Genomic DNA, 21,376 nt, shown 5'->3' with positions numbered 1-21,376 from the left:
CCCGGGTTCCCGCGCGGACGAAAAGGGAGAAGAGAAGGATGGCGACACCGATCACCTCCGGTACACGGGCCCGGACCGCCACGGTCCTGAAGGGTCTGCGTGCGGAGCACTCGGGGCCTCCCGGCCCGGGTGACGCACTGGCCGCGGAGCACCTGCGGTTGCTGGGTGCAGAGGGCGTCGGCTCCTCCGGTGGCCTGATCTCCGTGGGGGAAGGCGAGTTCGACACCGTCTCCGCCCGTTCGGTCTGGAGCGGGAGAAGTGAACTCCGCGACGAGACGGCCGTCCAGGCCGCCACCGGGATCATGGCGGTGCACGGCCGCCGCTTCGGCGCTCCGCGCGGCTTGGCGGTGGACTACGTCGCGGCCACCACAGGAATCCTGACCGTGCAGGGCCTGCTCGCCGCGCTGCTGGCCCGAGCACGTGGTGGGCTCACCTCCCAGGTGGAGGTGAGCGCCGAACGGGCCGGGCTACTGGCCGTTTCCCAGTACCTGGCCGCCTCCGGCGCGGAGGAGGACGAGGCCGCCGAACCCGGCCCCGGCGGACCGCCTTTCACCTCCGCCGACGGCACGGTCTTCGAGCTGGAGACACTCGATCCCGGAGCCTGGGCCGCCTTCTGGCGTGCGCTCGACGCTCCCGAAGAAGCGACGCGTCGCGGTTGGCGTCCGTTCCAGTTCCGATACGCGACCGCCTGTGCTCCCTTCCCGAACGCGCTGCACGACGTGACGCGTGCTCGCACGTGGGACACGGTACGGAGCGCGGCCGACACCTCGGGTGCCGAGGTGTGCCGGATACGTACTCTCGCGGAACGGGCCGCCGAGCACGACGGGCTGGGGCCCTGGGCCATGACCACGTACGACGCGTCGTGTCCCCTCGGCGCTGTCCCGCCGACGGGCATGCCGCTCTCCGGGATCACCGTGCTGGAGGCGGGACGACGGATCCAGGCCCCGCTCACGGCTCACCTGTTGCGCCTTCTCGGCGCCGACGTCGTCCGTGTCGAGCCTCCGGCCGGTGACCCGCTGCGGGGAATGCCGCCCACCTGCTCGGGCGTCTCAGCGCGATGGTTGGCCCTGAACCGGGGCAAGGAGGCCGTGGAGGTGGACATCAAGTCCGCTTCGGGGCGCGCACAGCTCTGCGACCTGGCGGCCGGAGCCGATGTCTTCCTGCACAACTGGGCCCCGGGCAAGGCCGCTCAACTCGGCTTGGAGCGCGAGGACCTGGCCGTCGGCAACCCCGGCCTCGTGTACGCCCACACCAGCGGCTGGGCGGATCGCTTGCCCGACGCCCCGATGGGCACCGACTTCATGGTCCAAGCCCGTACCGGTGTCGGCGAGGTGGTGTGGCCGGCCGGTGAACCGCCCGTGCCGTCCCTGATGACGCTGCTCGACGTGCTCGGTGGACTGCTCGGAGCCGAAGCAGTTCTCGCGGGTCTCCTGCTGCGCGAGCGCACGGGACGCGGCATCCGCACGGACTCGTCCCTGCTCGGCGCCGCCGACGTACTCACCGCTCCCGCCCGCGCCTCGATCGCGCGCGGGCAGGAGCACCGAAGCGCCGCGGGATTCCGGTACCCGACGCGCACCGCGGACGGCTGGATCGCGGCACCGGACCATCGGGGTCTTCCGTACGACGTGCGTGAGTTGCCCACCACGCGGGCCCTGGAGCTGTTGCGGGAGCACGGCGTGGTCGCCACTCCCGTCGTCACGGACCTCTCGGCGCTCCTGTCCTCCGACGCGGTCACCCATGACGCCCACGGCGCTCCCGCCGTGCCCGACCCCTGGAGCTTCCGATGAGCGTGATCCTGCCCGACCTGCTGCCCAGCGAGCTGCGTCGGGCCTGGGCGGTGGAAGGTACCTGTCCCGACCTGGACATCTACAGCCTCTACCGGGCCCACCGCGTGGCCGACCCCCACCGCATCGCGGTCATCGACGCGGAAGGGCAGATCTGCTATGCCGCACTCGACCGCCAGGTGCGGTGTCTGGCCGCCGGCCTTGCGAAGCTCGGCGTACGGGCGGGCGACGTGGTCGGCATCCAGCTGCCGAACGGTCGCCACGCGGTGATCGCAGACTTGGCACTGGCCGCACTCGGAGCGGTCGCGCTTCCCTTCCCGGTAGGCAGGGGCGGGCTCGAGGCGGCCTCACTGCTCCGGAGGTCCGAGGCTGTCGCGGTGATCGCCGCGGTCGCGTACCGGAGCAACACCCACGCGGCGGATCTCGTGGACCGACGTGCCGAACTCCCGCTCCTGCGTGCCGTGATAGCCGCAGGCGACGCCCCGCCGGGGAGCATCGGGCTCGCTGCCCTGCTGCGTACCGACCCGGGGGACCTCGTACCGGCACGGCCCGACCCGGACTCGGCCGCCCGGATCCTGGTCTCTTCCGGCTCCGAGGCAGAGCCGAAGATGGTGGCGTACTCGCACAACGCCCTGGCCGGCGGGCGCGGCAACTTCCTCGCGTCCCTGATGCCAGGAGGTCGGCCTCCGCGCTGCCTGTTCCTCGTTCCCCTGGCTTCCGCCTTCGGCAGCAACGGCACCGCCGTCGCTCTGGCCCGACACGGCGGTACCCTCGTCCTGCTCGACCATTTCACGCCGCAGAGCGCGTTGGAGGCACTCGCCTCGCACGTACCGACGCACGTACTGGGCGTGCCGACCATGGTCCGCATGATCCTTGACCGCCTGGCGGAGAACCCCGGCACGGAGCTGTCTCCGCCCACGGCGCTCGTCGTGGGCGGCTCACCCCTGGACCAAGCCACGGCAGCGGAAGCACGCGACGTCTTCGGCTGCCCGGTCGTGAACCTCTACGGCTCCGCAGACGGAGTCAACTGCCACACAGGACTCGCCGAACCCGGGGCGGGAAGTGAGGACAAGGGAACCCTCGCGGGGCGCCCCGACCCGCGTGTCGCCGACATACGCATCACCGTGCCCGGCACGGAGCCGCTGGTGTACGTGTCCCCTGGGGCGGTCGGCGAGATCGTCGCACGCGGGCCCATGACCCCGCTGTGCTACGTCGCCGCACCCGATCTCGACGCCCGCTACCGCACGGACGGGGGCTGGGTACGCACCGGTGACCTCGGGGTCATCGGTGAGGACGGTGCGCTGCGCGTCGTCGGGCGACTGAAGGACGTGATCGTACGGGGTGGCGCGAACATCAGCCCCGCGGAGGTGGAACTGGAGCTGGCCGCCCACCCCCGGGTACGCGACGTCGTCTGCGTGGGGGTGGCCGACGCTCTGATGGGCGAGCGCCTCGCGGCCTGCGTCGTGCCGCGGGAGGACACGGCTCCCACACTGCGGGACCTCTGCGACCACCTCGACGCCCGCGGCCTGGAGCGCCGCAAACATCCCGAACACCTGCTGACGCTGTCCGCGCTACCGCTGACCCCGGCGGGGAAACCCGATCGGACGGCGCTGCGCGAGCAGTTCGCGGATCAACCGCAGTCGGTTCCGGGCCCGCTCCCGGCTTCGCCGAGGTGAGTCCCGGTGTGGTGGGGGCCGTCCGGCCGGGCGGCCCCCACCACGTTCAGGCCGCGTTCATCTCCTTCTCCAGCGTCCGCGCCGCATCGCGGTACACGCTCAGCAGGTCAAGGTCCTCGCCGGGATAGTTGACGACGCCCACCTGACGTGCGCCCGAGCCCGGCAGCACCTCACCGGACGACATGTGCACGTTGTCCAGGACGAACGAGGGCTTCTTCCTCGAGAGTTCCGACAACTGCTTCGCTGTCACGGTTTCGGGGCCATACGTGCCGAGAACTTCCGCTCCCGCCATTTTCGCCGTCCACACGGAGAAGACCTGAGCCACGACGCCGGGAGCCTTTCCGTCCGGCCACGCGCTCTTGAGGTCCTTCTGCAACGTGGCGTACCCGGTGTCGAAGGACTTGTTCCATTCAGCCGCCGCGTCCTCCGTGCCGAACAACTTGCCCAGCCTGGTCACTTCGGCCCGCACCTTGCCCGCGTCGTTGTCGAGTGCCTGCTCGACCAGCTCCGCGTCGGAACCGGCGGCTTCCTTGATCTTCTCCGCATAAGGTTCGAAGGGGGCGTAGAGTACGAAGTCGGCGTCGGCCACTGCCGCCAGGTCGGAGGGCTTGGGGTCGTAGTCGGGTGCGTGCTGCGCCGACGACGGCACGATGACCTCGACGTTCTTCGCACCGGCGGCCTTCGCGAAGGCTCCTTCCCAGGTGGTGGTGGCGACGACGGCTGGAGCACCGCCCTTTGCTCCCCCTTCCTTGTCACCGGAGCCGCTAGCGCAGCCGGCGACCGTCAGGGAGAGCCCCGCGCCGAGGGTCAGTGCGAGGAGGGGTATGCGGACGCGCGTGTGCGCCATGAGGCGATTCTCCATTCGGGAACGAGGTGGACGGCGAGGACCGCCGAACCGGCCGTGAGGACGAGTACGGGCCCGGGCGGCAGATCGAAACGAAGCGCGACGAGGAACCCGGTGAGGTTCACGACGATGCCGATGCCGATCGCCCAGGCGGTGATGGATCTCAGTGAGTTGCCCAGACGTCGGGCGGCAAGCGCGGGCAGCAGCGTCAAGGCGTCGACGAGCAGGGCTCCAGTGAGCTTGATGGCCCCCGCCACCGACACCGCGACCAGGACCAGCAGCAAGAGGGTCAGACGCTCGACCCGCACGCCGGAGACGAGAGCGAGTTCACGGTCGTACAGCAGCAACGCGACATCGCGACGCCGACGCAGGAACAGACCCGGCACCACGAATGCCAGCGCGGCCAGGACCCACAGATCGGCACTGCCCACGGAGAGGATGGAACCCCACAGCAACGCGAACGCTCCCGCCGCGTTGACGCCCGAGACCGACAGGACGAGCAGTGCGGCGGCGATCGCCAGGCTCATCAACAGCCCCATGGCTCCCGAAAGACCGTCCTGCGTACGGGCCAACGGCGCGACACCCGCCCCCGCGAGCGCACACGCGACGAGCGCGCACAGCATCGGATCCAGCCCGGTGAGCAGGCCGACAGCGATCCCCAGCAAAGCGACGTGCATCATCGCGAACCGAACCGGCATGATGTCGAGACCGACGATCACGACGCCGACGACCGGTAGCCCGATCGCGGCCAGCAGCAGCGCGCCTCCCGCACGCTGGACCGGCACGAGTCGCAGCAACTCAACGATGTCGGCGGCGGCCAGCACATTCACCGGATCTCCTGCATCCGGCCCGCCGCCATCTCCAGGACGCGGTCGCAGCGCTCGACCAGCGCCCGGTCGTGGGTGACGACCACAACCGTCACCGGCAGTGACAGAAGTACGTCGGCAGCCTCCTCCTGACCGGAGAAGTCGAGTGCGGCCGTCGGCTCGTCCGCCAGCAGCACTCCGGCGCCGGCAGCCGCGCAACCGACCGCACGAGCCAGGTACATACGCTGCAACTGTCCACCGGACAGCGTGTGCAGCGGTCGGTCAGTGAGCGACCCCACCCCGAGTCTGTCCGCGGCGTCCCGCGCTTCGGTGGTTGCGCCGCAACTGTTCAGCAACTCGGCTGCCAGTAGCGGAAAACGCCCACCCGCGGGCTTCTGTGGAATCCACGCGCACGCCCGGCGCCGCCACGCCCACTCGGCCGCGCTCGCGGTACCCCGCCCGCCCACCAGGATCCGACCCGCGACATCACGGTGCAGACCCAGAACGGCACGCAGCAGCGTCGTCTTCCCCGAACCGTTGGTTCCGGTCAGCGCCACCCGCTGCCCCGGAACGACGTCGAGGTCGACGTCACAGACCACCTCCGCACGGCCGTGACGGCAGACAACACCCCGCATCCGGACGTCCAGCCCCTCCATGCCACCTCTCCTCCACTCGCCTCAGCAGTCGGTGGCAGAAGCCGGATGGTTCCCGGCACCGGCCTGTCGCCGTACCGAAGGGGGCAGAGCCCCGGTGCTTGGGAGCCGGGCGACGCGTACTCCGGCCGGAGTACGCAGGGGCACTCCCGAGGCCCGGCCGGGGCGTTCCCGGAGCGCCGTCCTGTCCCGCGCGTGAGATGGGCGTGGGCCACTTCAGTGCCTTCAACGGCCAGTTAGCTTGTGGCGGTCCGTTGAGACGGCGGGCTCACCACAGGCTCAGAGGGCGGCCCGCCGCCGTTGCTGTCCGGATACGGAGGGCCGTCTGCGGCCGGGGCGTGCCGTCCGCGAGTCCGTTCCGTATGGCTTCGCCGATGGCGCGCGAACGGCCGGCTGGGTCACGGAGATCAGCCAGCGGACTGCTCGGGTCTCGACGGCGGGTCAACCATTCCGCTCTGTTCTCCGCTGGCGTGCCCAGACGTAGGCGTGTCGGTTGCTGGCAGGAGCGGTTGTCGCAGGTGTGACAGACGGTTGGGTTGTCGGTTCCCCAGCCGAGTCGAGGGATGACGCCGTGCGCGAGCTGGTACCCGCACAGGTGGCCCGGCACCGTGCCGGTTCGAGTCCTGCCCGGCCGCGAGGCGGCCCTGAACGAGGCGTGGCCGGTACTGGAGATCCCGCCGAAGAAGAACCAGCAGTCCTCGGCTGTACTGCTCGGTCCCGGGTTGCTCACGGTGCTGCTCGCTGCGTCGGCTGTCGTGCCTCGGATGCCGGTGGCGGGCTGCCGCCGCACCTTCGCCGGCGCCGGGAACGCTCAGCCTGGTGAGGCGTCGTACGGAGTAGGGGCGGAACGCTCTCGAAGAGCGGCCCGTTCTGGTGGGACGGGTCTGCTCAGGTCGGTTGCCACACCCGGGACAAGGTCTCGGGGTGCAGGACCCGACCTGGATCGCCTTCGGCGACCAATTGCCCCTCGGCAAGGAGCAGGCAGTGATCCGCCGATCGGGCCGCTTGGAGGTCGTGCGTGGCCTGGACGACGGTGGTGCCGTCGGCGACCAGACCGGCCAGGACCGACATAATGCCCGCCTGAGCCTGCGGATCGAGGCCGGTGGTCGGTTCGTCCAGGAGCAGCAGATCGGACTGCTGCGCCAATCCCTGTGCGATGAGGGCACGTTGACGTTGCCCTCCGGACAGTTCGCCGAGCTGGCGGCGTCCCAGATCGGCGATGCCCAGCTGCTCCATGCACCGGTCGACCACTTCGCGGTCCTCCGCCGTGAGGCGTCGCCACAGCCCCCGCTCGCCCCAGCGCCCCATCTCGACCGTCTGCCGGACCGTGAGGGGCAGAGCGTCGCCGACGGCTCCCCGCTGCGGCACGAAAGCGGGAGGGGAGCCCGCAGCGCGGAGCACCGACCCGGACGTGGCGGTCATCACCCCGGACAGGACCCCCAACAGCGTGGACTTCCCGCTGCCGTTGGGGCCGACGACAGCCGTCATCGCCAACGCCGGTACAGCGGCGCTCAGTTGATGGAGCACGGGGCGCCCGGGATAGCCCGCGCACAGTCCGCGGAAACGTATGCGCTCGCTCGCTGTTCCGTCGTCCGCGGGCAGTGGAGGGTCTTTTTGAACATGATTGTCATTGTATGGTCTTCGTATGGAGTGGTTGACGGCCCCCTTTGAGGTGGCCTTCGTGCAACGGGCCCTGTGGGCCGGGGTTCTGGTGTCGGCGGTCTGCGCACTCGCGGGTACCTGGGTGGTTCTGCGTGGCATGGCCTTCCTCGGTGACGCCATGTCCCACGGGCTGCTTCCGGGCGTCGCGGTCGCCGCGCTGCTCGGGGGCAACCTGCTGCTCGGCGCGGCGGTGAGCGCGGCCGTGATGACGGCCGGCGTCACCGTCCTCGGCCGCACCCCGCGTCTTTCGCAGGACACGGGCATCGGGCTGCTGTTCGTCGGCATGCTGTCGCTCGGCGTCGTCATCGTGTCCAGATCGCAGTCGTTCGCGGTGGATCTGACCGGCTACCTCTTCGGGGACGTCCTTGCCGTGCGCGAAAGTGACCTGCTCCTCCTGGTGGTGGCCCTGCTCCTGGCGGCTGGCGTCGCGACAGTCGGGCACCGGGCCTTCCTGGCCCTGGCGTTCGACGAGCGCAAGGCCGGCACGCTCGGCCTGCGGCCGCGCCTCGCGCACGCGGTGCTGCTCGGTCTGCTGGCCCTGGCGATCGTCGCGTCCTTCCACGTCGTCGGGACACTGCTCGTGCTCGGTCTGTTGATCGCTCCGCCGGCGGCCGCTCTGCCCTGGGCCCGGAGCGTGGGCGGTGTCATGGCCCTGGCCGCGGCCATCGGGTCGGCCGCCACGTTCGGTGGGCTCCTGCTGTCCTGGCACCTGAGCACCGCCGCCGGTGCGACGGTTTCGGGGCTCGCCGTCGGGTTCTTCTTCTTGTCCCACTTGGCTTCCGGACTCCGGCGTCGCCACACCGCGCGCCCCGGACCGCGGACCGTGCGACCACTCGCCGACACCGCACACGCATCTGCCCTTCAGCCGACCGAAACCTGAGGCGATCCCCCTTGCCTGTCCGAAACAAGCTCATAGGCCCGGCGGCGGCCACGGCCGCGGCGATCCTGCTCGTCGGCGGGTGCACCGGTCAGAGCGATGACTCCAAGTCCCCGTCGGGGAGCGGTTCTTCCGCCGCCACGCCGCACGGCTACGTCGAAGGCGCGTCGGAGGCCGCCGAGCAGCAGTCCCGGCTTCTGCTCGGTGATCCGGCGGGCGGGGAGACGAGAGTCCTCGACCTGATCACCGGCAAGGTGCACCACACCGACCGCCGACCGGACGCCTCGGCCCTCACCACCGACGGCCGTTTCGGCTACTTCCACACGCCGGACGGTGTCCACGTGCTCGACAGCGGTGCGTGGATGGTCGACCACGGCGATCATGTGCACTACTACCGGGCGAAGATCCGGCAGGTGGGCGAAATGCCCGACGGTCGCCGCGTGACGATTCGCAGCGACGCGGGCGTCACCGTGGCCACGGGCGCGGACGGACGGGCCGATGTGTACCGCCGGGCCGATCTGGAAGAAGCCCGACTTGGTTCACCCGTCGAGCTCCCGGGCGGCTACGCCGGTGCCGTCGTCCCGTACGCCGAGCATCTGATCGCCCTCACCGGGGGAGACGACGCCCCTGCCGAACTGGCCGTGCTCGACCGCTCGGGCAAGGCCGTCGACACGCCGAAGGCCACGTGCCGAGACCCCCGGGGCGATGCGGTGACGCGCAGAGGAGCCGTGCTGGGCTGCGCCGACGGAGCCCTGCTGATCCACGAGCAGGACGGTGAGCTCACCGCGCGCAAGATCCCCTACGGCGAGGACGTGCCCGCCGCGGAGCGCGCGCGGGCGTTCCGGCTCCGACCTGGCAGCAGCACGCTCACGGCGACCGCGGGCGCGCGTGCCGTCTGGGTGCTCGACGTCACCGAGAGCAGGTGGACCCGCATCCGTACCGGGCCCGTCGTCACCGCGAACACCGCGGGCGAGGGCACGCCGCTGGTCGTGCTGGAGACCGACGGAGCCCTGCACGGCTACGACATCGCGACCGGCAAGGAGACCGGGGCCACACCGCGGCTGCTGAAAAATCCCCCACGGACCGTCGCCGGTGAGGGCCCGGCGCCGGTGATCGAGGTCGACCGGAGCCGTGCCTATCTCAACGACCCTGAAGGCAAACGTGTGCACGAGATCGACTACAACGACGACCTACGGGTGGCCCGCACCTTCGCCCTCGACATCCGGCCCGCACTGATGGTGGAGACGGGCCGATGACGGCGCGCGGCGTGCGGAAGCGGGCCTCGTCGGCGGTGGTCCTCGCCCTGCTCGTCGCCGTGACGGCGACGGGCTGCGGGGCGGAGGACGACCGGCCCCAAGTAGTGGTGACGACGAACATCCTCGGCGACATCACCCGGCAGATCGTCGGCGACGAAGCGGACGTCACCGTCCTGATGAAGCCCAACGCCGACCCGCACTCCTTCGGCCTCTCGGCCGTCCAAGCCGCCGAGTTGGAGAACGCGGACCTCGTCGTGCACAACGGACTCGGGCTGGAGGAGAACGTGCTACGGCACGTGGCCGCGGCGCGCGAGTCGGGCGTGGCCACCTTCGCGGCGGGTGAGGCGGCGGACCCGCTCACCTTCCGTATCGCCTCGCTGGGCGGCGTCGAGCAGGGGGACGGTGAGCCCGACCCGCACTTCTGGACCGACCCCGACCGGGTGCGCAAGGCGGCCGAGGAGATCACCGACCAGGTCGTCGAGCACGTGGACGGGGTGGACGAGGAGGCCGTACGGGCCAACGCCGAGCGATACGACGGCCGGCTCGACGACCTGACCACCTGGATGGAGAAGTCCTTCGCGAAGATCCCCCGGGAGCGCCGCGCGCTGGTGACCAACCATCACGTCTTCGGTTACCTCGCCGACCGGTTCGAGTTCCGGGTGGTCGGCGCCGTGATCCCCAGCGGCACGACGCTCGCCTCTCCGAGCTCCTCGGACCTGCGCTCACTGACCGAGGCCATGGACGACGCGCACGTGCGCACCGTCTTCGCCGACTCCTCCCAGCCCACCCGCCTCGCCGAAGTCCTGCGAAAGGAGATGGGCGGGGACGTGGCCGTGGTCCCCCTGTACTCCGAGTCGCTGACGGCGAAGGGCAAGGGCGCCGGCACCTACCTGGAAATGATGCGCGCCAATACGACGGCCATGACCAAGGGCCTGAGCCGTGGCTGAACACCCGCGGCCGACCCGCACAGGCCGACCGCACCACCCACGACCCGCGCCCCCAGGGCCGGAGAGGAACGACACGCAATGATCAGGTCGACACGCGCCGGAGCGCTCACGGGAACAGTCTTCGTCCTCGCCGCTTCGATGGCGCTGACCGCCTGCGGCACCGAGGACGACTCCCCGTCCGGCGCCGAGGAGAAGAACAAGAAGAAGGACAGCGCCTCCGCCCCCGTCCACGCTCCGCTGGTCGCCTCGTACGACGGGGGCCTGTACGTCCTCGACGGCGAGAGCCTGAAGCTGGAGCGGACCGTGGAGCTGCCCGGCTTCAATCGGGTCAACCCGGCGGGCGACAAGGACCACGTCGTCGTCTCCACCGACAGCGGCTTCCGCCTTTTCGACGCGGCCCAGGCGGCCTTCACGGACACGGAGTTCAAGGGGGCCAAGCCGGGACACGTCGTACGGCACGGCGGGAAGACCGTACTGTTCACCGACGGTACGGGCGAGGTCCACGCCTTCGACCCGGCGCACCTCGCCGACGGCAAGAAGCCCGAGACCCGCGACTACACCTCTGCCGAGGCACACCACGGCGTCGCGATCGAGCTCACCAACGGCGAACTGGTCAGCACCCTGGGCACCGAGGAGAAGCGCACCGGTGCCCTTGCCCTGGACAAGGGCAACAAGGAGATCGCACGCTCCGAGAAGTGCCCCGGAGTCCACGGGGAGGCGGCGGCCGAGAACGAGGTGGTCGGCCTGGGCTGCGAGGACGGCGTCCTGCTCTTCAAGAACGGTGAGTTCACCAAGGTGGAGAGCCCCGACGAGTACGGAGCGGTCGGCACCCAGGCGGGCACTGACCACTCCCCGGTGCTGCTCGGCGACTACTTCACCGACCCGGAGGCCGAGCTGGAACGTCCCACCCGGGTATCGCTGATCGACACCGAGAAGGAGAAGATGAAGCTGGTCGACCTCGGCACCAGTTACTCCTTCCGTTCGCTGGCCCGGGGCCCCCACGGCGAGGCCCTGGTGCTCGGCACCAACGGTGTCCTGCACGTCATCGACCCGGCCACCGGGAAGATCGAGAAGCGGATCGAGGCCGTCGGCAAGTGGCAGGAGCCGCTGGACTGGCAGCAGCCCCGGCCCACCCTGTTCGTGCGCGACCACACCGCCTACGTCTCCGACCCGGCCAAGCGGAAGCTGCACTCCTTCGACCTCGACTCGGGTGAGAAACTGAAGTCCGTGACGCTGCCGAAGGGCACCAACGAGCTGTCCGGAACAGTGGAAGGCCACTGAGCCGAAGCCGGACGGGCAGGCAACTCGAGTCAGCAGCCCGTCTGTCCGGGGCGCCCCCGCTCGCGCGGGGGCGCTTCACGTCGCTGGACAGGGCGCGCAGCAGCTCGCCGAGTTCCTTCTCGGAGGGCGGCGGAGTCTGGTTGTCCGCGAACTCCGCCGAGTCGTCGCGAAGTTCGCCCGGCGAGCCACGAAGTCCTGCTCCCGTACGCGGTCGTTCTGGGCGTCGGCCAAGAGCTGCGAGGAGACGTTCAGCCACACGAGGTGGTGTTCCGTACCGTGGTCTGTGTCCGGCCGGGAGGGAGGTACGGGATCAGGCAACGGGGGTGAAGGCCTCGGGGCCGTGCCGGAAGTCCGGGTCGACCTGAGTGGTGAGGTCCTGGCCGGTGGCGGAGTTGGCCCAGGCCGCGGCGTTGCGCAGATGGAAGTCGACGGCGTGCTCCTGGAAAGCGGTCCAGTTCTTGGAGCGAGCGTCGACGGCGGATCGCAACTGCTCCAGGGTGCGAACGTTCCGCTGTTCCAACGTGCCTTGTGAGCGTCCTTGTTCGCGATGGCGGACGTGGGGGGACAGCTCGCAGTGGGCAACCAGGTCCTCGCCCACGTGGGTGCGCAGGAAGCGCAGGTCGTCCTCGTTGGTGACCTTGTTGCCGACGACGGCCACCGGGATTCCGAACTCCGCCGCGTGGTCGCGGTACTGGCGGTAAACGGACACGCTCTTGAGGGTGGGCTCCGCCACCAGGAACGTCATGTCGAAACGGGTGAACAGGCCAGAGGCGAACGCGTCTGCCCCCGCTGTCATGTCGACGACCACGTACTCCCCGGCCTCGTCGACGAGATGGTTGAGGTACATCTCGACCGCGCCCAGTTTGGAGTGGTAGCAGGCCACCCCGAGGTCGTTCTCGTCGAAGGCGCCGGTGATCATCAAGGGCACCCCTGCCACTTCCTGTACGTGGTGGGCGTGGATCTCGTCCTCGCCGAGCAGGCGGAGTAGCTGGGAGCCGCGGCCGGCGGGTGTCGTCTTGACCATGGCGTCGGCGGTCGGGATCCGCGGATTGGTGCCCCGCAGGTAGTCCTTGATCTCGGCGGTCCTGGCGCTGAGCGGCGGCGCGGTGAAGATCTCGTCCTCGTCGAGCCCGAGTGCGTATGCGAGGTGCTGGTTGATATCGCCGTCGATGGCGACCACCGGAGCTCCCTGCTGGGCAAGGTGAAGGCTGAACAGGGCGGACAGGGTGGTCTTGCCGCTGCCGCCCTTGCCCACGAAAGCTACGCGCATTTCAGTCACTCCTACTGGAAATGAATGTCATGTGCATAGGTTGGGGGGATGGAGAGGCGGTGTCAAATCGCCGCGCCCGCAACCGGCTCTGCTGCGAGACCAGTTGACGCCGCAGGCAGATGAGACGTCCCCAACGAGGAGTCCAATGCGAGTGCGAACGACGCCGGACGCACCCTCCGAGGCCGCCCGTTCACTCTGGTGGCCAGCGGGTGCCTGTCAGGAGCCGGACGCCAGGGCCAAAGGAGGCTTTGCGGAGCGCCGTGCGGTCGTGTCCGCACGGGGTGATGGTGTCGCGTAGTGCGGAGTCGAACGAGGCTCTGCGCCATAAGGGTTCGCATGATCCACTGCGTGAGATATCGCGGGATGCCGGCGGCCTCAAGGTCGTCGCCCTCGCCGGGTGAAGCGGAAAATGCGCCCCCGCCGACACGGAGTTCTTCTCCCTGGCGCTTCTCTCGATCGGGTCGACCGGGTCTATCGGGCCGAGTACGGCAGGAGCGCCATCTCCCGGGCGTTCTTGATCGCACGGGCCAGCTGACGCTGCTGCTGCGCCGAGACGCGCGTCACCCGGCGGCTGCGGATCTTGCCGCGGTCGGAGATGAACCTCCGCAACAGGTCCGTGTCCTTGTAGTCGATGTAGGTGATCCCGGCCGCGTCCAGCGGGTTGGGGCGGGTCTTCAGCGGCTTGCGGGGGCTTTGACGGGGAGGCATGGCACTCCTTGTGCGATACGGAAAAGGGACGCCGGGTCAGGCGACCGGATTGAGCAGCGAGTCGAATGCGGGCGGCAGGCGCTTCCAGGCCTCCGGTCCCGCCGCGTACTCGGCGTCGGTGAGCAGGCAGGCTTCGAGGACGTGGGCGAGGCCGTCGCTGTCGAGCGCCGGTGAGGTGAACACGAGGTGCTGGCAGCGGTCGCCGTGCTCGGGGTGCCAGTCGAGTGCGGCGGCGGCCCGACGGACGGGCGGTACCAACTCCCAGGCGGCGTCCGGGAGTGAGGCGAGCCAGGGGCCGGCGCTGTCCACGCACAACGCCCCGCCCGCCGCCTCCCAGGCCAGCAGGGTGTCCGGCCGGTCGGCCAGCCAGAACCGCCCGCGGCTGCGGGCGGCGGCGCAGCACAGGTCCTCCAGGGCCTCGTAGAGCCGCTCGGGGTGGAAGGGGCGGTGGCTGCGCCACACGAACGTCGTCACTCCCGCCGCGTCCGCCTCCTGGGGAAGCAGCGCGCAGGCCGGGTGCTGGGCCGCCGCGGCCGCCTCGACGTCGAACCCGGCGAATGCCTGCTCGGTGAGCTCGGGGGACGCGGCGTCCACCTGGAGCGCGGTGGGGTGCAGTTGCGTGAGCAGCGCACGGTCCGTGTCGTCGGCCTCGGCGCTCTCCACGACGGCGAGGACGGCCGCGTACTCCAGCTGCCTCGCCCAGGTGTCGCCGACGGTGCGTTGGTCGGTCGGCGCGGCGGCGAGCCCCGCTTCCGCGAGGTCGTCGCCGTTGGCGAGACAGGGGAGGACGAGCGCCGGATCCACCGCCGTGATCACGTTGGTGAGCTGGACGGCCTCACCGCCGTGCTGTACGACGACCTCGGCCATGGCCTTGGGCTCGACGGATTCCCACAGCTCGACGACGGCCAGCCGGGTGAGGCCGCCATCCGCGAGGCGTTCCAGCTCCGGGACGAGATCCTCGCGCAGGGCGCAGCAGGCGCAGTCGTTGACCAGGGGCGCTGTGTCGCGTGAGAGTACGCCGGAGGCGTCGCGGATCTCGCGTGCCACGTTGCCGTCCACCGCGGTGGACAGGTCGTGGTGGAGCGCGACACTGCCGATCACCGTGCGCAGGAGGTGGTCGACGACCGTCCGCCGGGCGTCGCCGTGCAGTCCGGCGACGACGACGACGGGCAACGCGCCGTCGGACGGCATCAGTTGGCCCTGCGTCGGCCGTAGCGCTGCTCGAAGCGCTCGACCCGGCCGGCGGTGTCCAGGACGCGGGCGGTGCCGGTGTAGAAGGGGTGGCTCACGTTCGAGATCTCGACGTCGATCACCGGGTAGGTGTTGCCGTCCTCCCACTCGACGGTCTTGTCGCTCGTCATCGTCGAGCGCGTGAGGAACGCGTGGTTCGCGGCGCGGTCGCGGAAGACGACGGGGCCGTACGCGGGGTGGATTCCGGGCTTCATGGTGGGTCCTTCGGTTCGTTTCCGACGGCGGACGGTCAGCGTTCCTCGCGGAAGTCGACGTGGCGGCGGGCCAGCGGGTCGTACTTGCGCAGCACCAGGCGGTCGGGGTTGTTCCGGCGGTTCTTGCGCGTGACGTATGTGTAGCCGGTGCCCGCGGTGGAGCGGAGCTTGACGATCGGGCGTAGCTCGTTGCGTGCCATGACAGGTACTATATGGGAACGGTTTTCATTTCCAAAGCCGCTGTCTGACGAGAGGTAGGCAAGTACGTGTCCGCCCACTGCCAACTGACCGGTGCGAAGCCGGGCTTCGGCAACTCCATCTCCCACTCCCATCGGCGCACTTCCCGGCGCTTTGACCCCAATATCCAGCGCAAGCGCTACTGGCTGGCTGGCGAAGGCCGGTACGTGCGGCTGACCTTGAGCGCGAAGGGCGTCAAGACGGTCGACAGCATCGGGATCGAGGCGGCTGTGGCCCGGATCCGTGCCAGCGGGAAGAAGGTCTGATGGCCAAGAAGAGCAAGATCGCGCAGAACGAGAAGCGCAAGGCGACCGTGGAGCGCTACGCGGCCCGGCGGGCGGAGTTGAAGGAGATCATCCGCCGGTCGTCTTCCAGCGACGCCGAACGCGCGGAGGCGGTGGCCGAGCTGCGCCGACAGCCCCGTAACGCCAGCGCGACACGAGTCCGCAACCGCGACAGCGTGGACGGCCGACCACGTGGTCACCTGCGGAAGTTCGGCCTGTCCCGGGTGCGGATGCGGGAGCAGGCGCACGCGGGCTTCCTGCCCGGTATCACCAAGTCCTCCTGGTAGCAGGCGGGATCGGCGGCGAGCGGCGGGCCGCCGTGCACTGGCCCGCCGCTCCGCCGTGCCGCGGGGTTCAGGGCAGCCGTACGAGGTTGAGGCGGTATCCGTCGACCTGGGGGAGGTGCTGTGCGCTGATAGCGGCCACCAACTCCTGGTAGCGCTGCGGCAGTTGGTTCATCACGGGTGTGGGCAGGTCGGTGACGGCGTGGGAGGCCATCACCTTGAGCCCGGGGAGCCAGTCGGCCAGGTCGGCGGGGTCCGGGCAGTACCAGTTCATCCGGGCCTGCACCTTGCTCAGGGCGTCGTGCTCGTCCTGGTTGTCGAAGAAGCCCGGCCCCGCGGTGTCGAGGGCGAGCAGCGCACCCGGGAAGTGCTCGGCCAGGAGATCGAAGACCCCGCGCGCCTCGGGCTCGTCGAGGAACGGCAGTACGGCCTCGGCGACCAGCAGGTAGGGGCCCTGGGAGTGTGAGACGACGTCCACCGGCCAGGCCCGGTCCGTGACCGAGACGCCCAGCATGGTGCGGCGCGAGCTGTCCGAGAAATGTCGGCGGCGGAGCTCGATCACGTCGGGCAGGTCCAGTTCGAACCACCGGGAGCGACCGTTGTCCACGCGCTCGTAGCGTGTGTTGAGCCCCGCGCCGATCTCGACCACCGTCGCGTCCGGTGCCTTCGCCAGAAAGTCCCGTACCCAGTGGTCGAACAGCAGGCTGCGCAGCAGTACGCCGGAGAGGCTGGGAAGTCCGTCGAAGCGGGTGAAGTCGTAGTCGAGGGAGGAGGCGATCTCCTCGGCGCGCTCGTCCCCGAGTACCGATTGCTGTTCGCGATGGTCGACGGCGCGGGCGTACAGGGGGATGAGAAGGGTTTCCTGCACCGTTCCCAGGTGCGGCTCGTACTTCGCCATGAGCGGTCCTCCCTGACATTGGTGGGTGTGCACCGGGCCGGACGGTGCCGTGGCTGCGACCACCGTCCGGCCCGGAGTCTCACTGCCTCGTCACGCTGACGAGGGGATCGTGCTCGTGTGCGCAGCTCTCGTCGAACCCGTAGGTGTCCCAGGCCGGGAAGGGATCGGACACGGGCGGTGCTTCTCCGTCCCGCAGGAGGCACTCGGTGAGGGACGCTCGCAGCGCGTTCTTCGCCAACCGGGTCCCGATGAAGACGAGTTCCTGCGCGTACGGGTGGTCGGTGTCCCGTGCGGTGGAGGGCTCGAAGCGGGCCACCGCACCGGCCTGTGACCACAGACCCGTCACCCGGGGCCGGGTGGCGAGAGTGAAGAACCCCTTGGAACGCAGCACCTGCCCGTACGCCCCGCTGTCCAGGGCCTCGGTGACGAATGTCCACAGCCGGCCCGGGTGGAAGGCGGCGGCGGAACGGAACAGGGTCGAGGAGATGCCGTACTCCTCCGTCTCGGGTACGTGATCCCCGTTCAGCTCCCGCACCCAGCCCGGAGCCTGCTGCGCCCGCTCCAGATCGAAACGCGCGGTGCCGAGGATCTCCGCGACGGGCACGCGGCCACGCACCGCGCGGAGGACGCGGGCGGCCGGGTTGAGACGGGCGAGGGTGGCACACAAGCGGTCCGCGGTGTCCTCGTCCACGAGGTCGAGCTTGTTGAGCACGAGGACGTCGGCGAACTCGATCTGGTCCATGAGCAGGTCGCTGACCGTGCGTTCGTCGTCCTCGTACTGGTCGAGCCCCCGCTCGACCAGCTCGTCGCCGGAGGCCAGCTCCGGCAGGAGACCCGCCGCGTCCACGACGGTGACCATCGTGTCCAGACGCGCCAGATCGCCCAGGGTCGCGCCGTCGTCGCGGGCGAACGCGAAGGTGGCCGCCACCGGCATGGGCTCGGAGATGCCGGACGACTCGATGAGCAGGTAGTCGAAGCGACCCTCCCGGGCCAGGCGGTCCACCTCCTCCAGGAGGTCGTCGCGCAGGGTGCAGCAGATGCACCCGTTGGTCATCTCGACCAGCCGCTCCTCGGTCCGGGACAGAGCCGCCTCGCCGCCGCGCACCAAGGTGGCGTCGATGTTGACCTCGCTCATGTCGTTGACGATGACGGCGACACGCAAGCCCTCGCGGTTGGCGAGGACATGGTTGAGCAGGGTGGTCTTTCCGGCGCCGAGGAATCCCGACAGGACGGTGACGGGCAGGCGCGGCGGCGAGGCGGTGGTCATGGCGGGATCAGTCCACGGGGTGCAGCAGGCCGCGCTCGTACGCCTTGACCAGGCGCTGCGGCACCCGGTACGGCACGCCGTCCACGGTGATCGTCACCAGCTGCGCCGTCGTCGCCTTCCACTGCGCGCGACGGTGACGGGTGTTGCTGCGCGACATCTTGCGCTTCGGAACGGCCATAGGGATCTCCGGTGCTGGGCTTGAAGGGTGAGCGCTGTCGACCATACATGAAAATGGATGTCGTTAAGAATAGGATGGCGGACGGTTGCGGAGGGTGCGCGAGTCCACCCGTAAATCTTGCTGATACCGCAAGCTTTCTTGCCGGTATGGCCATTCTCTGTATCGTCGGCCTCATGAGCGAACACTCCACGCAGACTCCACGAGCAGCCCATCGCGAGGGTGCGCCGAAGTCCGGCCACGCCTCGCATCCCGTACTGGAACGCCATGCCGATGTCGCCGTGATCGGCGGCTCGGCCGCAGGTCTGGCCGCTGCTCTGCAGCTCTCCCGCCAGCGGCGCAGCGTCGTCCTGGTGGACGACGGCACGCCGCGCAACGCTCCGGCCGCGCACATGCACGGCTACCTGGGGCACGAGGGGGCGGCGCCCGACGACCTGATGGGAATCGGGCGGGCGGAGGTCCGGGCCTACGGAGGGGAGGTGCTCCCCGGCAGGGTCCTGGGGGTGCGCCGTGCTGACGACGGCCGGTTCCGTCTGGACCTCACCGGCGGTCACACGCTGGTGGCCCGCCGCGTTCTCGCCGCGACCGGTCTGTCCGACGAACTTCCCGCGATCGAGGGTCTGGCCGAGCAGTGGGGGCGCGGGGTCGTGCACTGCCCGTTCTGCCACGGCTTCGAGGTCCGCGACCGACGCCTGGCGCAGATCGTCTCGCACCCGCTCGGACTGCACCCGACCCCGCTATTGCGACACCTCACCGACCGGCTGACCGTCGTCCTGCACGACCCGGAAGGGCTCGACGAGAAGGCCCTCGAAACGCTCGCCGCCTCCGGCGTCACCCTCGCGCACGACGCGGCCCGCCGGGTGCTCACCGGACCGGACGGCGAGGTGTCCGGCGTCGAGCTCGCCGACGGACGGGTCCTCGACGCGGACGCCGTCGTGGTCGGCCCGCGCTTCCGGGCCCGCGCCGAGTCGCTGACCGGTGTCGGACTCGCCACCACGCCGCATCCGACCGGCGCCGGTGACGTCCTCGCGGTCGACGCGCGCGGCGAGACCGGCGTTCCGGGCGTCTACGCGGCCGGCAATGTCACCGACCCGAGCCTGCAGGTGCTGCCCTCGGCCGCCCAGGGCAGCCAGGTCGGCGCCATGATCGCCTTCAGTCTCGCCGACGAGGACCTGAGCGCGGCCGTACGGCGCTCGGGCGAGGAGGGCGACTGGGATCAGCGCTACGCGGGCGCCGAGCGGGCGTGGAGCGGCAACCCCAACGGCACCCTCGTCCACGAGGTCTCCCCGTTGGCCGCCGGGCGGGCGCTCGACGTCGGTACCGGTGAGGGCGCCGACGCCCTGTGGCTGGCCGAGCGGGGCTGGCAGGTGACCGCCACCGACATCTCCGGCAACGCCCTCGCCCGGGTGCGCGGCGAGGCCGCACGGCGGGGGCTCGCCGTCGAACTGGTGCGAGGCGACGCGAACGATCCGGTGCCCTTCGGCGCTGAGACGTTCGACCTTGTCTCCCTGCAGTACGGATCGTTCAAGCGCACACCCGACCAGCGCGGCCTGCGCAGCCTCCTGGCGGCCGTCGCCCCCGGCGGCACCCTGCTGGTCGTGCACCACGACCTCACCCCCCTGCAGGCCCCGGTGGACGTGGCGGCCGAGACCCGCATGTACGACCCGGAGGCGTTCGTGGGGGTCGACGAGATCGCCGCCGCACTCGCCGCGGACCCCGCCACTTGGCAGGTCGAGACCCACGAGACACGGGATCGGCCGGCCGGTGCGGCGAGCACCCACCACGTCCGTGACGTGGTCTTGCGTGCGACGCGACGAACCCCCTGACGCGACTGACGGGGACTCGGAGCGTCGAGAGGTCGAGGCTCCCTCGTGCGGGCGGCCCGGTCGCACGCTCTCACGGAGGGATCGGACCGGGCGGCAGTGAACGGAGCGGGCCGTCGCCGCGGACCATCAGGCGGCGCCGGCCCGGGGTCAGTTGGTGACCTGGAAGGTGGCCTTGTAGGTGCCCGCCCCGTCGAAGCCCCATTTGACGTGAGTGTGGGCGCCCGTGTTCACGGACAGCGAGTCCGGGAGGTCGTTGCCGCTGTCGAACAGGACGGTGGGGGTGCCGCCCGTGGCGGTGTAGTTGCTTACCCGATGCGCCGGACGGCCCGCCAGACGTGGGCACGGTGCGCGCAGCCAAAGCCCGAGGGTGCTACTTCTTTCCGCTCCCAAAGGCTCTTCCGTGCCTGGGTGTCGGCTGCTCGGCGTGAGTGAGCGCGGTCCCGTGTGGCGTCCTGCTGACAGCGCAGGTAGATGCCGACCGTGCCGGTTTCCGCGATCTGCCTGTCCAGGTACGTGAGGGTCACGCAGAGGCGCTGATCCCTTGGCCGGGGTTCTGGCCCGGCAGGCCACGGCCATCCTCGTCGTCGGCACCCGTTCGCAGACCGCTTCTCAGAGCGGACCACCCGTGCCCGGGCCCCACCGTCACCCTGCTCCGGCCTGACAGGGCGGCATGCGTCGCAGTTGAAGTAGCACGGGTTCTAAGCGGGAGAAAGCGGTCTCGGCAGCCCGGAACCGCTGCGGCTCGGTGCTGACGTGTCAGCACCGTGTCAGCACGCAAAGCCCGGGAAGCGCGATTGCGGCCGGGCGCGCTCTTTGCCCGGGCAGGCAACGAGAACGTCCCGGACGGCGTGCCGTCCGGGACGTTCCCTGGGTGTGGCTGGGGCCGGGGTCGAACCGGCGACCTATCGCTTTTCAGGCGATCGCTCGTACCAACTGAGCTACCCAGCCAGGCAGTTCACCTGAGTGATCTGCAAGCGGTCCTGACGGGATTTGAACCCGCGGCCTCCACCTTGACAGGGTGGCGAGCACTCCAAACTGCTCCACAGGACCAGATTTACACAAGCGACAAAATTCGCGTGTGCAATGTTTTGCGTGCCCCCAACGGGATTCGAACCCGTGCTACCGCCTTGAAAGGGCGGCGTCCTGGGCCACTAGACGATGAGGGCTGATGGCCCACCTGGGCGCCTCGCGGCGCC

General features: G+C 70.1%; 21 protein-coding genes, 3 tRNA genes and 1 pseudogene. 9 read left to right on the top strand and 16 right to left on the bottom strand.

All coding sequences use genetic code 11. The annotated features are described in order from the left end of the window. The first annotated feature begins 38 nt into the window (after positions 1–38). Both D7M15_RS13010 and D7M15_RS13005 read left to right on the top strand, forming a co-directional pair. Positions 39–1,787 (top strand): CoA transferase, encoded by a 1,749-nt coding sequence (locus D7M15_RS13010; protein ID WP_121517661.1) that lies wholly within the window; start codon positions 39–41, stop codon positions 1,785–1,787. After that, on the top strand, positions 1,784–3,460 hold the full coding sequence (locus D7M15_RS13005) for a class I adenylate-forming enzyme family protein (protein WP_121517660.1): 1,677 nt from the start codon (positions 1,784–1,786) through the stop codon (positions 3,458–3,460). The genes D7M15_RS13010 and D7M15_RS13005 overlap by 4 nt, the downstream gene beginning before the upstream one ends. A gap of 46 nt (positions 3,461–3,506) precedes the next feature. On the opposite strand, the gene D7M15_RS13000 is transcribed toward D7M15_RS13005, so the two are convergent. The 4 genes from D7M15_RS13000 to aztA form a co-directional block, all read right to left on the bottom strand. Then, on the bottom strand, positions 3,507–4,307 hold the full coding sequence (locus D7M15_RS13000; RefSeq protein ID WP_121517659.1) for a zinc ABC transporter substrate-binding protein: 801 nt from the start codon (positions 4,305–4,307) through the stop codon (positions 3,507–3,509). Further along, positions 4,268–5,134, bottom strand: a complete 867-nt coding sequence (locus tag D7M15_RS12995) for a metal ABC transporter permease (protein ID WP_121517658.1) — start codon at positions 5,132–5,134, stop codon at positions 4,268–4,270. Before D7M15_RS12995 ends, D7M15_RS13000 begins: the two co-directional genes overlap by 40 nt. Beyond that, positions 5,131–5,766 carry an ATP-binding cassette domain-containing protein gene (locus tag D7M15_RS12990; protein WP_121517657.1) on the bottom strand — a complete coding sequence of 212 codons (636 nt, stop codon included), beginning with the start codon at positions 5,764–5,766 and terminating at the stop codon, positions 5,131–5,133. The genes D7M15_RS12995 and D7M15_RS12990 overlap by 4 nt, the downstream gene beginning before the upstream one ends. An 885-nt stretch (positions 5,767–6,651) precedes the next feature. Beyond that, on the bottom strand, positions 6,652–7,524 hold the full coding sequence (gene aztA / locus D7M15_RS12980; RefSeq protein ID WP_121520711.1) for a zinc ABC transporter ATP-binding protein AztA: 873 nt from the start codon (positions 7,522–7,524) through the stop codon (positions 6,652–6,654). Between aztA and aztB the strand changes: the two genes are divergently transcribed. The 4 genes from aztB to aztD all read left to right on the top strand — a co-directional run bounded on the left by aztB (position 7,409) and on the right by aztD (position 11,786). Beyond that, the gene (gene aztB / locus D7M15_RS12975; RefSeq protein WP_121517655.1) at positions 7,409–8,305 is read left to right on the top strand and encodes a zinc ABC transporter permease AztB; all 897 of its coding nucleotides are present in this window, start codon (positions 7,409–7,411) and stop codon (positions 8,303–8,305) included. The two genes, aztA and aztB, sit on opposite strands and share 116 nt — an antisense overlap. A gap of 65 nt (positions 8,306–8,370) precedes the next feature. After that, positions 8,371–9,558: a hypothetical protein gene (locus tag D7M15_RS12970; protein WP_276314487.1), complete on the top strand. Its 1,188-nt coding sequence runs from the start codon at positions 8,371–8,373 to the stop codon at positions 9,556–9,558. Next, positions 9,555–10,505: a zinc ABC transporter substrate-binding protein AztC gene (aztC, locus tag D7M15_RS12965; RefSeq protein WP_121517654.1), complete on the top strand. Its 951-nt coding sequence runs from the start codon at positions 9,555–9,557 to the stop codon at positions 10,503–10,505. The genes D7M15_RS12970 and aztC overlap by 4 nt, the downstream gene beginning before the upstream one ends. Positions 10,506–10,583: 78 nt before the next feature. Continuing rightward, a complete protein-coding gene (aztD, locus tag D7M15_RS12960) occupies positions 10,584–11,786 on the top strand; it encodes a zinc metallochaperone AztD (RefSeq protein WP_121517653.1) in 1,203 nt (400 codons plus the stop codon). A gap of 79 nt (positions 11,787–11,865) precedes the next feature. Here aztD and D7M15_RS29515 read toward each other — a convergent pair. From D7M15_RS29515 to rpmG, 6 genes and pseudogenes are all read right to left on the bottom strand, one after another. Then, positions 11,866–12,017, bottom strand: a pseudogene (locus D7M15_RS29515) (hypothetical protein); the annotation flags it as partial. Positions 12,018–12,096: 79 nt separating this feature from the next. Next, positions 12,097–13,056 (bottom strand): ATP-binding protein, encoded by a 960-nt coding sequence (locus D7M15_RS12955; protein WP_121517652.1) that lies wholly within the window; start codon positions 13,054–13,056, stop codon positions 12,097–12,099. Positions 13,057–13,527: 471 nt separating this feature from the next. Continuing rightward, positions 13,528–13,764, bottom strand: coding sequence for a 30S ribosomal protein S18 (rpsR, locus tag D7M15_RS12950; protein ID WP_121517651.1), 237 nt, complete (start codon positions 13,762–13,764; stop codon positions 13,528–13,530). Positions 13,765–13,800: 36 nt separating this feature from the next. Next, positions 13,801–14,955: a GTP-binding protein gene (locus tag D7M15_RS12945; protein WP_121517650.1), complete on the bottom strand. Its 1,155-nt coding sequence runs from the start codon at positions 14,953–14,955 to the stop codon at positions 13,801–13,803. Further along, complete coding sequence (locus D7M15_RS12940; protein WP_121517649.1) at positions 14,955–15,209, bottom strand: type B 50S ribosomal protein L31; 255 nt, start codon at positions 15,207–15,209, stop codon at positions 14,955–14,957. Before D7M15_RS12940 ends, D7M15_RS12945 begins: the two co-directional genes overlap by 1 nt. 35 nt (positions 15,210–15,244) lie before the next feature. Further along, positions 15,245–15,409: a 50S ribosomal protein L33 gene (rpmG, locus tag D7M15_RS12935; protein ID WP_121517648.1), complete on the bottom strand. Its 165-nt coding sequence runs from the start codon at positions 15,407–15,409 to the stop codon at positions 15,245–15,247. Between the two features lie 66 nt (positions 15,410–15,475). Here rpmG and rpmB point away from each other — a divergent pair, with 66 nt between their 5' ends. Then, positions 15,476–15,712: a 50S ribosomal protein L28 gene (rpmB, locus tag D7M15_RS12930; RefSeq protein ID WP_121517647.1), complete on the top strand. Its 237-nt coding sequence runs from the start codon at positions 15,476–15,478 to the stop codon at positions 15,710–15,712. Then, positions 15,712–16,017, top strand: a complete 306-nt coding sequence (gene rpsN / locus D7M15_RS12925; protein ID WP_121517646.1) for a 30S ribosomal protein S14 — start codon at positions 15,712–15,714, stop codon at positions 16,015–16,017. The genes rpmB and rpsN overlap by 1 nt, the downstream gene beginning before the upstream one ends. 67 nt (positions 16,018–16,084) lie before the next feature. On the opposite strand, the gene D7M15_RS12920 is transcribed toward rpsN, so the two are convergent. The 3 genes from D7M15_RS12920 to rpmF form a co-directional block, all read right to left on the bottom strand. After that, positions 16,085–16,912, bottom strand: coding sequence for a class I SAM-dependent methyltransferase (locus D7M15_RS12920; protein WP_121517645.1), 828 nt, complete (start codon positions 16,910–16,912; stop codon positions 16,085–16,087). 79 nt (positions 16,913–16,991) lie between these two features. Beyond that, positions 16,992–18,179, bottom strand: a complete 1,188-nt coding sequence (locus D7M15_RS12915; protein ID WP_121517644.1) for a GTP-binding protein — start codon at positions 18,177–18,179, stop codon at positions 16,992–16,994. Positions 18,180–18,186: 7 nt separating this feature from the next. Then, on the bottom strand, positions 18,187–18,357 hold the full coding sequence (rpmF, locus tag D7M15_RS12910; protein ID WP_121517643.1) for a 50S ribosomal protein L32: 171 nt from the start codon (positions 18,355–18,357) through the stop codon (positions 18,187–18,189). Between the two features lie 173 nt (positions 18,358–18,530). On the opposite strand from rpmF, the gene D7M15_RS12905 reads away from it, so the two are divergent. After that, positions 18,531–20,180 (top strand): bifunctional NAD(P)/FAD-dependent oxidoreductase/class I SAM-dependent methyltransferase, encoded by a 1,650-nt coding sequence (locus D7M15_RS12905; RefSeq protein WP_121517642.1) that lies wholly within the window; start codon positions 18,531–18,533, stop codon positions 20,178–20,180. A gap of 874 nt (positions 20,181–21,054) precedes the next feature. On the opposite strand, the gene D7M15_RS12895 is transcribed toward D7M15_RS12905, so the two are convergent. The 3 genes from D7M15_RS12895 to D7M15_RS12885 all read right to left on the bottom strand — a co-directional run bounded on the left by D7M15_RS12895 (position 21,055) and on the right by D7M15_RS12885 (position 21,346). Next, positions 21,055–21,128, bottom strand: a tRNA-Phe gene (locus D7M15_RS12895). A 27-nt stretch (positions 21,129–21,155) separates the two neighbouring features. Beyond that, positions 21,156–21,230 (bottom strand) — tRNA-Asp (locus D7M15_RS12890). 43 nt (positions 21,231–21,273) lie between these two features. Then, positions 21,274–21,346, bottom strand: a tRNA-Glu gene (locus tag D7M15_RS12885). Positions 21,347–21,376: the final 30 nt, after the last annotated feature.

It is taken from the genome of Streptomyces sp. Z26, assembly GCF_003665095.1.
Taxonomy (GTDB): domain Bacteria; phylum Actinomycetota; class Actinomycetes; order Streptomycetales; family Streptomycetaceae; genus Streptomyces; species Streptomyces phytohabitans.
The sequence above is the reverse complement of the archived record's forward strand: the minus strand, read 5'-3'. Positions and strand labels throughout refer to the sequence as shown.

Coding starts and splice junctions, on each gene's coding strand:
- D7M15_RS13010 (WP_121517661.1), top strand. CDS start 39: ATGGCGACACCGATCACCTCCGGTACACGGGCCCGGACCGCCACGGTC.
- D7M15_RS13005 (WP_121517660.1), top strand. CDS start 1,784: ATGAGCGTGATCCTGCCCGACCTGCTGCCCAGCGAGCTGCGTCGGGCC.
- D7M15_RS13000 (WP_121517659.1), bottom strand. CDS start 4,307: ATGGCGCACACGCGCGTCCGCATACCCCTCCTCGCACTGACCCTCGGC.
- D7M15_RS12990 (WP_121517657.1), bottom strand. CDS start 5,766: ATGGAGGGGCTGGACGTCCGGATGCGGGGTGTTGTCTGCCGTCACGGC.
- aztB (WP_121517655.1), top strand. CDS start 7,409: ATGGAGTGGTTGACGGCCCCCTTTGAGGTGGCCTTCGTGCAACGGGCC.
- aztA (WP_121520711.1), bottom strand. CDS start 7,524: ATGCCACGCAGAACCACCCAGGTACCCGCGAGTGCGCAGACCGCCGAC.
- aztC (WP_121517654.1), top strand. CDS start 9,555: ATGACGGCGCGCGGCGTGCGGAAGCGGGCCTCGTCGGCGGTGGTCCTC.
- aztD (WP_121517653.1), top strand. CDS start 10,584: ATGATCAGGTCGACACGCGCCGGAGCGCTCACGGGAACAGTCTTCGTC.
- D7M15_RS12955 (WP_121517652.1), bottom strand. CDS start 13,056: ATGCGCGTAGCTTTCGTGGGCAAGGGCGGCAGCGGCAAGACCACCCTG.
- rpsR (WP_121517651.1), bottom strand. CDS start 13,764: ATGCCTCCCCGTCAAAGCCCCCGCAAGCCGCTGAAGACCCGCCCCAAC.
- D7M15_RS12945 (WP_121517650.1), bottom strand. CDS start 14,955: ATGCCGTCCGACGGCGCGTTGCCCGTCGTCGTCGTCGCCGGACTGCAC.
- D7M15_RS12940 (WP_121517649.1), bottom strand. CDS start 15,209: ATGAAGCCCGGAATCCACCCCGCGTACGGCCCCGTCGTCTTCCGCGAC.
- rpmG (WP_121517648.1), bottom strand. CDS start 15,409: ATGGCACGCAACGAGCTACGCCCGATCGTCAAGCTCCGCTCCACCGCG.
- rpsN (WP_121517646.1), top strand. CDS start 15,712: ATGGCCAAGAAGAGCAAGATCGCGCAGAACGAGAAGCGCAAGGCGACC.
- D7M15_RS12920 (WP_121517645.1), bottom strand. CDS start 16,912: ATGGCGAAGTACGAGCCGCACCTGGGAACGGTGCAGGAAACCCTTCTC.
- D7M15_RS12915 (WP_121517644.1), bottom strand. CDS start 18,179: ATGACCACCGCCTCGCCGCCGCGCCTGCCCGTCACCGTCCTGTCGGGA.
- rpmF (WP_121517643.1), bottom strand. CDS start 18,357: ATGGCCGTTCCGAAGCGCAAGATGTCGCGCAGCAACACCCGTCACCGT.
- D7M15_RS12905 (WP_121517642.1), top strand. CDS start 18,531: ATGAGCGAACACTCCACGCAGACTCCACGAGCAGCCCATCGCGAGGGT.